Origin of the sequence: Photorhabdus heterorhabditis (assembly GCF_001280945.1) — a bacterium.
GTDB lineage: Bacteria > Pseudomonadota > Gammaproteobacteria > Enterobacterales > Enterobacteriaceae > Photorhabdus > Photorhabdus heterorhabditis.
Window position 1 is genome coordinate 42,613 of sequence record NZ_LJCS01000032.1, and the last position, 10,236, is coordinate 52,848.

At 42.7% G+C, this 10,236-nt stretch carries 8 protein-coding genes; 6 read left to right on the forward strand and 2 right to left on the reverse strand.

All coding sequences use genetic code 11. The annotated features are described in order from the left end of the window. The first annotated feature begins 162 nt into the window (after positions 1 to 162). Entirely contained in the window at positions 163 to 1,635 is a 1,473-nt protein-coding gene (gene ubiD / locus AM629_RS12310; protein ID WP_054479329.1) for a 4-hydroxy-3-polyprenylbenzoate decarboxylase, read from the forward strand. Positions 1,636 to 1,645: 10 nt separating this feature from the next. After that, the gene (fre, locus tag AM629_RS12315) at positions 1,646 to 2,347 is read left to right on the forward strand and encodes an NAD(P)H-flavin reductase (protein ID WP_054479331.1); all 702 of its coding nucleotides are present in this window, start codon (positions 1,646 to 1,648) and stop codon (positions 2,345 to 2,347) included. An 83-nt stretch (positions 2,348 to 2,430) separates the two neighbouring features. On the opposite strand, the gene fadA is transcribed toward fre, so the two are convergent. Further along, positions 2,431 to 3,597: an acetyl-CoA C-acyltransferase FadA gene (gene fadA / locus AM629_RS12320; RefSeq protein WP_054479332.1), complete on the reverse strand. Its 1,167-nt coding sequence runs from the start codon at positions 3,595 to 3,597 to the stop codon at positions 2,431 to 2,433. Between the two features lie 11 nt (positions 3,598 to 3,608). Continuing rightward, positions 3,609 to 5,795, reverse strand: coding sequence for a fatty acid oxidation complex subunit alpha FadB (gene fadB / locus AM629_RS12325; RefSeq protein ID WP_054479334.1), 2,187 nt, complete (start codon positions 5,793 to 5,795; stop codon positions 3,609 to 3,611). Positions 5,796 to 6,071: 276 nt separating this feature from the next. On the opposite strand from fadB, the gene pepQ reads away from it, so the two are divergent. The 4 genes from pepQ to hemG are packed head-to-tail and all read left to right on the forward strand — an operon-like array spanning position 6,072 to position 10,066. Beyond that, entirely contained in the window at positions 6,072 to 7,406 is a 1,335-nt protein-coding gene (pepQ, locus tag AM629_RS12330) for a Xaa-Pro dipeptidase (RefSeq protein WP_054479336.1), read from the forward strand. Further along, complete coding sequence (locus tag AM629_RS12335; RefSeq protein WP_054479338.1) at positions 7,406 to 8,017, forward strand: IMPACT family protein; 612 nt, start codon at positions 7,406 to 7,408, stop codon at positions 8,015 to 8,017. The genes pepQ and AM629_RS12335 overlap by 1 nt, the downstream gene beginning before the upstream one ends. A 37-nt stretch (positions 8,018 to 8,054) precedes the next feature. After that, on the forward strand, positions 8,055 to 9,506 hold the full coding sequence (trkH, locus tag AM629_RS12340) for a Trk system potassium transporter TrkH (protein WP_054479340.1): 1,452 nt from the start codon (positions 8,055 to 8,057) through the stop codon (positions 9,504 to 9,506). A gap of 23 nt (positions 9,507 to 9,529) precedes the next feature. Next, positions 9,530 to 10,066 carry a menaquinone-dependent protoporphyrinogen IX dehydrogenase gene (gene hemG, locus AM629_RS12345; RefSeq protein WP_054479342.1) on the forward strand — a complete coding sequence of 179 codons (537 nt, stop codon included), beginning with the start codon at positions 9,530 to 9,532 and terminating at the stop codon, positions 10,064 to 10,066. The last annotated feature ends 170 nt before the right edge of the window (positions 10,067 to 10,236 follow it).

Genomic DNA, 10,236 nt, shown 5'->3' on the forward strand with positions numbered 1-10,236 from the left:
AATTGCAGGTATATTTGGCTCTGAGATCGCAAGGTTGAATTAAACCCATTGCTTTTTATTAAGTTATTGGTTTACCTTGTAGTCTTCCAAAAAAACACAAAAAAGCTGAATGGGATAGCTTATAATGTTTTCCCCCCTTAAAAACCGGCATGAATGGATAGTATGAAATACCGTGATTTGAGAGACTTTCTGACCTTGTTAGAGCAGAAAGGTGAATTGAAACGTGTCAGCCTTGAAGTTGATCCTTATTTGGAGATGACTGAGATTGCGGATCGTACTCTTCGTGCTGGTGGACCGGCCTTATTGTTTGAAAATCCCAAAGGCTATTCAATGCCTGTATTGTGTAATTTGTTTGGTACTACCGAACGTGTTGCTATGGGGATGGGGCAGGATGATGTTAAAGCTTTGCACGATGTAGGTAAGTTGCTCGCTTTTTTGAAAGAACCTGATCCCCCGAAAGGTTTTCGTGATTTGCTGGATAAGTTGCCGAAATTTAAGCAAGTCCTTAATATGCCGACCAAACGGCTTAGTACTGCGGCTTGTCAGGAACAGGTTTGGGTTGGGGATGATGTAGATTTAAACCGTATCCCTATAATGCACTGTTGGCCAGAGGATGCGGCTCCGCTGATTACTTGGGGGCTGACAGTAACACGTGGCCCAAATAAAGAGCGGCAAAACCTTGGTATTTATCGCCAGCAGGTGTTGGGTAAAAATAAACTCATTATGCGTTGGTTATCTCATCGTGGTGGGGCTCTTGATTTTCAGGAATGGTGTCAGGCACACCCAGGAGAGCGTTTTCCTGTTGCTGTTGCGTTGGGGGCTGATCCGGCAACGATATTGGGTGCTGTGACGCCAGTTCCCGACACGTTATCAGAATATGCATTTGCTGGGCTGTTAAGGGGACATAAAACAGAAGTTGTGAAATGTCTTTCAAATAACTTGGAAGTGCCAGCAAGTGCAGAGATCATATTGGAGGGATATATTGAGCCTGGCGAGTTAGCCCCTGAAGGGCCATATGGTGACCATACGGGTTATTATAATGAAATTGATATGTTCCCAGTGTTCACTGTGACACATGTTACTCAACGTCACGATGCTATTTATCACTCGACTTATACTGGTCGCCCGCCAGATGAACCTGCGGTATTAGGGGTTGCATTGAATGAGGTGCTGGTTCCGATTTTGCAAAAGCAATTTCCTGAAATTGTCGATTTTTATTTGCCTCCAGAAGGTTGCTCTTATCGCCTTGCAGTTGTGACTATGAAGAAACAGTATGCAGGTCATGCTAAACGGGTCATGATGGGGGTTTGGTCATATCTGCGGCAATTTATGTATACAAAATTTGTTATTGTTTGTGATGATGATATTAATGCCAGAGACTGGAACGATGTCATTTGGGCAATAACTACGCGAATGGACCCGGTAAGAGATACAGTATTAATGGATAATACTCCAATCGATTATCTCGACTTTGCATCACCAGTTTCAGGATTAGGTTCGAAAATGGGAATGGATGCAACGAATAAATGGCCGGGGGAGACGCAGAGGGAATGGGGACGCCCTATCGTGATGAGTGAGGAAGTGCGTACTCGCGTCAACAAAATTTGGGATGAATTAGATATTTTAAGACCATAAGAGGGAACGCATGACAACACTGAGCTGTAAAGTAACCTCCGTAGAGGCTATTACTGATACGGTTTATCGGGTACGGTTACTTCCTGATTCTCCGTTCTCATTCCGTGCCGGTCAGTATCTGATGGTGGTGATGGATGAGAGAGATAAGCGTCCGTTTTCAATGGCATCAACGCCTTCAGAAAAGAAGTTTATTGAACTACATATTGGTGCCTCCGAACTGAATCTGTATGCAATGGCTGTGATGGATAGAATTCTTGAACGGAAAATAATTGATGTTGATATCCCTTATGGTAAAGCTTGGTTCCGTCAGAGTAGCACTAATCCGCTGTTATTGATTGCAGGTGGTACGGGGTTTTCTTATACCCGTTCTATATTGTTGACAGCTTTGGAAGAACAACCTGAACGCCAGATCTCTATTTACTGGGGGGGAAGAGAATCACAACATTTATATGATCTTGCCGAATTACAGCTACTTACAGATAGTTATCCTAATCTGATAGTTGTTCCAGTTGTTGAACAGTCGGAGAATGGCTGGTGTGGGCGTACTGGGACAGTTCTCAAAGCGGTGCTAGAAGATTTTGGTAGTTTGTCCAATTACGATATCTACATTGCTGGGCGTTTTGAAATGGCAAAAATTGCTCGTGAGCGCTTTTGTTGTGAGCGTGGGGCCTCTGCTGACAGTATGTATGGCGATGCTTTCGAATTCATTTAAAATGATAATAAAAAAACCCGCCCCTGACAGGCGGGAATTACGGCAACAACGACTCAGTTATAGTATTTTTTACAGATAAGTTCTTAATCCATTCTTTCTATGATGGTGGCAATACCTTGGCCTAAGCCGATACACATGGTTGCCAGACCAAATTGAACATTGCGGCATTCCATCAGATTCAACAATGTTGTTGTGATGCGAGAACCTGAGCAGCCTAATGGGTGTCCGAGAGCAATTGCGCCACCGTTCAGGTTGACTTTGTCATCCATACTATCCAGCAAATTCAGGCCCTTCAGGCAGGCAAGTGACTGAGCAGCAAATGCTTCGTTTAGTTCAATCACGCCAATGTCATCCAGTTCTAAACCTGCTTTTTTGAGCGCCATTTGTGTAGCAGGGACTGGGCCATATCCCATAATGGAAGGATCGCAACCAACAACTGCCATGGAACGGATACGGGCACGAGGTTTCAGCCCCAGACTCTTGGCATAACTTTCACTGGTTATCAGCATTGCAGATGCACCATCGGATAAAGCAGAGGAGCTTCCTGCTGTGACTGAGCCTGTTACTGGATCGAATACAGGACGCAGAGCAGCCAGATCTTTCAGATTAGCATCTGGGCGGATCACCTCATCGTAATCAAGTAGCTTCAGTGTGCCATCGGCATCGTGACTATAAATTGGTGATATCTCGTTGGAGAATGCGCCTGATTGTGTGGCTTGTGTTGCACGTTGATGAGAACGAAGTGAAAATTCATCCTGCATTTCACGGCTGATATGGTGAATTTTTGCCAGCATTTCAGCGGTTAAACCCATCATACCTGCGGCTTTAGCAACGCTTAGACCCATTTTAGGGTGGAAATCCACACCATGAGTCATCGGAACATGGCCCATGTGTTCTACGCCACCAATCAGAGTAGCATTGGCTTCTCCGGTCATGATCATACGGGCGCCGTCATGCAGTGCCTGCATTGATGAACCGCACAGCCGGTTAACAGTCACGGCGGGTACAGAGTGAGGAAAACCAGCCAGCAATGCAGAATTACGGGCGATGTTGAAACCTTGTTCCAGAGTTTGTTGAACACAGCCCCAGTAAATATCATCTATCTTGTGTTTCTGTATTGCCGGATTACGCTTAAATATTTCTTTCATCAGGTGAGCGGAGAGATCTTCAGCCCGGACCTGACGGAAGGCACCACCTTTTGAGCGCCCCATGGGGGTACGGATGCCATCAATAATGACTACATTTTCCATGTTTCCAGACCTCACACTGTTGTTCCGGTGCTGACAGCAATCGTTGCTGCTGTAGGATAGTAACTTTCATTACGTTCAGCTTTGGCTTTCAGACCAGGTGGCACCTGATAAAGAGCACCGAGGTGAGCATAATTTTCAGCCATTTTTACGTAAGCTGCTGTTCCCATTGTTTCCAGATAACGGAAAACGCCACCACGGAACGGAGGGAAACCGAGGCCATAGACCAGAGCCATATCTGCTTCTGCTGGGCTGGCAATGACACCTTCTTCCAAACAACGGACAACTTCATTGATCATTGGAACCATAGTACGGGCAATGATTTCCTCGCCGGAGAAATTATTCTTCGGTTGGCAGATGGTTGCCAGAAGTTGATCTGTTTGATCGTCCTGCTCTTTCTTCGGTTTGCCTTTCTTATCCTGCGTGTATTTATAGAAACCAGTGCCGTTTTTCTGCCCGTAACGTTGATTTTCATATAAAACATTAATGGCATCTTTATAATCAAGCTGCATACGATCTGGGAACCCTTTGGCCATGACTGACTGGGCATGATGTGCAGTATCAAGACCAATAACATCAATAAGATAAGCAGGACCCATCGGCCAGCCAAATTCCTTCTCCATAATTTTGTCTATTTGGCGGAAATCGCCACCGTCACGTAACAACAGACCGAAACCAAAGAGATAAGGGAGTAGCACCCGGTTTACAAAGAATCCCGGGCAATCATTAACTACGATGGGGGTTTTGCCTATTTTGCTGGCGTAAGCAACTACGGTTGAAATTGTCTTTTCAGATGTTTTTTCACCCCGGATAACTTCAACCAACGGCATACGATGGACCGGATTAAAGAAATGCATACCACAGAAGTTTTCTGGACGTTTTAAGGCGTTGGCTAATTCTGAAATTGGAATTGTTGAAGTGTTGGATGCCAAGACACAATCTTCATTAACTAAATTTTCAGTTTCTGATAGTACAGCCGTTTTGATTTTAGGATTCTCTACTACTGCTTCAACCACGATTTGAGCCTGTTCAATACCGGCATAATTTAATGTAGGTTGAATAGAAGAGAGGGTTTTTGCCATTTTTATAGCATTCAGACGACCACGTTCAAACTGTTTGTTTAAAAGTTTCGCCGCTTCATTCATGCCTAACTCAAGGGCCTGCTGACTGATGTCTTTCATCATAACAGGGATCCCTTTCCGGGCAGATTGATAGGCGATACCACCCCCCATAATTCCTGCGCCTAGCACTGCAGCATATTCAGGTGTTGTGACTTCTTTCAGATGTTTTTTCGCCAGTCCTTTTATGTACTGGTCATTAAGGAAAATACCGACTAAAGCACGGGCAACATTTGTCTGTGCCAGAGGAATAAAGCTGGCAGTTTCTTGTTTCAGTGCTTCATCACGGCCAAGTTTAGCGGCTTTTTCTATGGATTTAACTGCAGTGATAGGTGCTGGGTAGTGTGGGCCAGCAACTTTCATCACCATGCCTTTTGCTACACTAAAACTCATACCACGTTCAATGTCATTAAGTTTCAAAGGCTCTAACTTTGGCTGGCGTGCTGCTTTCCAGTCTAGGTTTCCTGCAATAGCCTGTTCCAGCATTGAGACTGCAGAATCAATCAGTTTTTCATTAGAAACAACGGCATCAATAAGGCCATTTTTCAATGCTTCTTCCGCACCAATATCTTTACCTGCGGCGATGATATCCAGTGCATTGTCTGTCCCGATAAGGCGTGGAAGGCGAACTGAGCCGCCGAAACCAGGCATGATACCAAGCTTGGTTTCTGGCAGCCCAATGCGCACGTCGGGGGAGGCTACACGGAAATCTGTAGATAGAACACATTCACAACCGCCACCTAGAGCATAACCATTTATTGCCGAAATGGTTGGGACGGGTAAATCTTCTATCCGGTTAAAAATGCTATTTGAGAAATCAAGCCATTCTTGCAGTTTTTCTACGGGTGAATCAAATAAAGAGAGGAATTCAGTAATATCCGCACCAACAATAAATGCGACTTTCTCAGAACGTAATAAAACGCCTTTCAATCCAGCTTGTTGCTCTAGGCTTGCGACAGCCTTATCCAGAGATGCAACAGTTTTGGTATCCAGTTTATTAATAGCGGCTGGGGCATTGAAAACTAGCTCAGCAATGCCATCTTTCAGCCAGCTTACTTGAATTGTTTCACTTTGATAGAGCATGTCGTTCTCCTAAATGAGCGCATACCATCTGGTATGACCAGATGGGTTTGATTGTGGTTATTATGTTAAGTAAATGCAAATGAGTGATTAATTTTTTGCAAGGGTGATCACAAGTAAGATTTATATCTCATGGGCAATAATTGTTTTTATATTTTGATAAATAAGGGATTTAGTAGGATCAGATAATATTGAAATGATTTTGACGTGATACCTGCAAAGATCAACGATTGTGATAAGCTGATGATTCAGACATAAAATAAAAAAAGGTCAATTGAAATGGAAAAGTTGGCATCTCTGTACCACGAACATATCTCTACATTACAACAACGTGCCCGTGAAGTATTGGCACATAATCAATTTGACGCTCTGCTTATTCACTCTGGAGAGTTACAACGTATTTTCCTTGATGACAGAGACTATCCTTTCAACGTTAATGCTCACTTCAAAGCTTGGGTGCCAGTAACTAAAGTGCCTAATTGTTGGTTATGGGTAGATGGTATTAATAAACCTAAATTATGGTTTTATTCACCAATAGATTATTGGCACAGCGTAGAACCGTTACCAACCAGTTATTGGACCAAAGAAGTCGAAATGATTCATCTGGCAAATACCGGAGATATTAATTCAGAGCTAAATTCTTATGTAAAACATAATGTTGTTTATATCGGTTGTTCTCAACAAAGAGCAAAAGAACTTGGTTTTTCTGAACATAATATTAATCCAAAGGCTGTTCTGGATTATTTGCATTTTTATCGTTCATATAAAACAGATTATGAATTGGCTTGTATGCGTGAAGCGCAGAAAACGGCTGTTGTTGGGCATTTGGCAGCTCATGAAGCATTTCAGGCTGGCATGAGTGAATTTGATATCAATATATCTTATCTGATGGCAACAGGTCACCGTGATACAGATGTTCCTTATGACAATATTATTGCTATGAATGAGAATTCAGCCGTCTTGCATTACACAGTATTACAGCACAATGCACCTGCCGAAGCGCGTAGTTTTCTGATTGATGCCGGTGCTGAATATAATGGCTATGCGGCAGATATTACCCGTACTTATGCAGCAAAAAGTAATAACGAATTTGCTTCTCTGATTAAAGATGTAAATGCTGAACAAAAAGCTCTCATCAGTACAATTAAAGCAGGAGTTCGCTATACCGAATATCATATCCAAATGCATCATAGAATCGCCAAATTGCTGAAAAAACATGGGATTGTGAAAAATATTAGTGAAGAGGCTATGGTTGAAAAAGGGCTGACAATGCCATTTTTTCCGCATGGTATTGGTCATCTTCTTGGATTACAGGTTCATGATGTGGCAGGATTTATGCAGGATGATACAGGTACGCATTTAGCAGCGCCGGATGTATATCCATATCTACGCTGTACCCGTATTCTGGAACCTCGTATGGTGCTGACCATTGAACCGGGCCTTTATTTCATTGAATCGCTGCTTGCATCTTGGCGTGAAAGTGAATTTAGTAAACATTTTGACTGGAATAAAATAGAGATGTTTAAACCTTTCGGTGGTATACGTATCGAAGACAATATTGTTATCCATGAAAATAAAGTGGAAAACATGACTCGGGATCTTCAACTGCCATAATGAAACCTTATTTGATACCGGCAGCTTCAGTGAGTTGGGCTGAAGAGATTAAAAAAAGCCGTTTTATTACTCTGCTGGGACATACCTGCGGAGTAGATGAGGCTAAAGCGTTTATTCAGCAAATTAAAGCTCAATACCCTGACGCTCGTCATCATTGCTGGGCATTTGTTGCTGGTGCACCAGATGATTCACAGCAATTGGGTTTTTCAGATGATGGTGAACCTTCAGGAACCGCTGGTAAGCCAATGTTATCCCAGCTTATGGGAAATAATGTTGGTGAAATAACAGCGGTTGTTGTCCGTTATTTTGGTGGAATAAAATTAGGTACTGGTGGATTGGTTAGGGCATATGGAAGTGGTGTCCAACAGGCGCTGAAGTTACTGGAAACAAAATATAAGGTTCCACAGAAACTCTGTTCTTTACAGTGTGAATATGCCCATATTTCTATGGTTGAACAGTTATTACAGAAGTCAGCAGGAAAGATCATTTCCAGTGAGTATACAGAGAGTGTTACTTTGCAAATTTCACTCCCAGCTACCCTAGTGGGTGAAGTCAGTGATAAATTACGTGATCTGAGTCGTGGTGTACTGAATTTAACACCTGATTTGTAAATATTCTCTGTAACTGGATTTCTAAGGAACCAGCTGAATGCATTTTCGTGCCATAACCCGTATTGTTGGGCTGCTTGTCATTCTTTTCTCTGTCACTATGATTATTCCCGGGTTGGTAGCGCTTATCTATCGTGATGGCGCTGGGCGTGCATTTAGTCAGACATTTATTTTTGCCTTAGTTATTGGTCTGATACTTTGGATACCTAACCGGGAGCAAAAACACGAATTAAAACCTCGAGAAGGGTTTCTTATCGTGGTTTTATTCTGGACGGTATTAGGAAGTGTTGGGGCTTTGCCTTTCATCTTTTCTGAACAGCCAAGTCTTTCTATTACAGACGCATTCTTTGAATCTTTCTCTGGTTTAACAACAACCGGTGCGACAACACTTATTGGACTTGATTCCTTACCTAAGGCGATTCTCTTCTACCGGCAGATGTTGCAATGGTTGGGTGGGATGGGGATTATTGTATTGGCGGTTGCAATACTGCCTCTGCTTGGGGTTGGGGGAATGCAGCTCTATCGAGCTGAAATGCCGGGACCTTTGAAAGATAATAAAATGCGTCCGCGAATTGCTGAAACGGCAAAAACTTTATGGTTGATCTATGTGTTACTGACAATTGCTTGTGCTCTGGCATTATGGGCGGCTGGCATGTCAGTTTTTGATGCTATTTCTCACAGCTTTTCAACTATCGCGATCGGTGGATTTTCTACTCATGATGCCAGTATTGGTTATTTCGATAGTCCCGCGATAAACACCATTATTGCGATTTTTCTGTTGATTTCTGGTTGCAACTTTGGTCTGCATTTCGCGGTGTTAACGGGACGTAGTCTGACAGTATATTGGCGAGATCCTGAATTCCGTATGTTTATCTCCATTCAATTAGTTCTGGTGATTATTTGTACTCTAATATTATGGAATCATGCTGTTTATAAATCGGGGATAGAGACATTAAACCAAGCTTTTTTCCAGGTTGTCTCAATGGCGACAACCGCTGGATTCAGTACAGATAGCTTTGCCCGTTGGCCATCATTTTTGCCCATATTGTTATTGTGTTCTGCTTTTATCGGTGGCTGTGCCGGTTCGACGGGGGGGGGACTGAAAGTTATTCGTATCTTATTGTTATTCCTGCAAGGTTCCCGTGAGTTGAAGCGCTTGGTTCATCCGAATGCGGTCTATACCCTTAAGTTAGGACGAAGGGCATTACCTGAACGTATTATTGAAGCTGTCTGGGGATTCTTCTCTGCTTATGCTTTGGTATTTATCATTAGTTTGTTGTTACTGATTGCAACAGGTGTAGACGAGCTTTCTGCTTTTTCTGCGATAGCCGCTACACTGAATAATCTAGGGCCAGGGCTGGGTGTTGTTGCAGATAACTTTACTGCAATGAATCCGATAGCTAAGTGGATATTAGTTATAACGATGTTGTTTGGTCGTTTGGAAGTATTCACTTTGTTAGTTTTATTTACACCGACCTTTTGGCGTGAATAGCCTATTGGGAAAAGGGTATAGATATGAATTGTTTATTGCTTTATTCCAGTCGAGATGGGCAGACGAAGAAAATTATTACTTGTATTGCTGAAAATTTACGCAGAGCAGGGGAAGTATGTGATCTTAAAGAATTGGCAACAGTAGAAAGAGTCAATTGGGAATCTTATGACAAGGTTATGATTGGAGCTTCAATCAGATATGGCCATTTTAATCCAGTACTGAAAAAATTCGCTATTTGCCATCAACAACAACTTAATAAAATGCCCACCGCATTTTTTGGCGTTAATCTAACCGCAAGGAAGCCAGAGAAATGTACTCCTGAAACGAATGTATATGTTCGTAAATTTTTGCTTAATACACCTTGGAAACCAGATCTGTGCGGTGTTTTTGCTGGCGCATTACTTTATCCTCGTTATCACTGGTTGGATCGTGTAATGGTTAAATTGATCATGAAAATGACTGGAGGGGAAACGGATACAACTAAGGAGATTGAATATACAGATTGGCAGCGAGTCGCTCGTTTTGCCGATGATTTCCTTAGAGTCTCGAATGAAAAATAATCAATTTGTTCTTTTTATCAATGTTTTGTTGAAAAAAACCGCGGTCGTTAACTTTTTTCAAATAAACACTTGCCAGCGCCGAAGAACGCCCTATAATGCGCCACCACTGACCGACACAACGCTAAGAAAACGTGTGGGGTTGGGCAGGGGAGCGCAAATAAGCGCTTGAC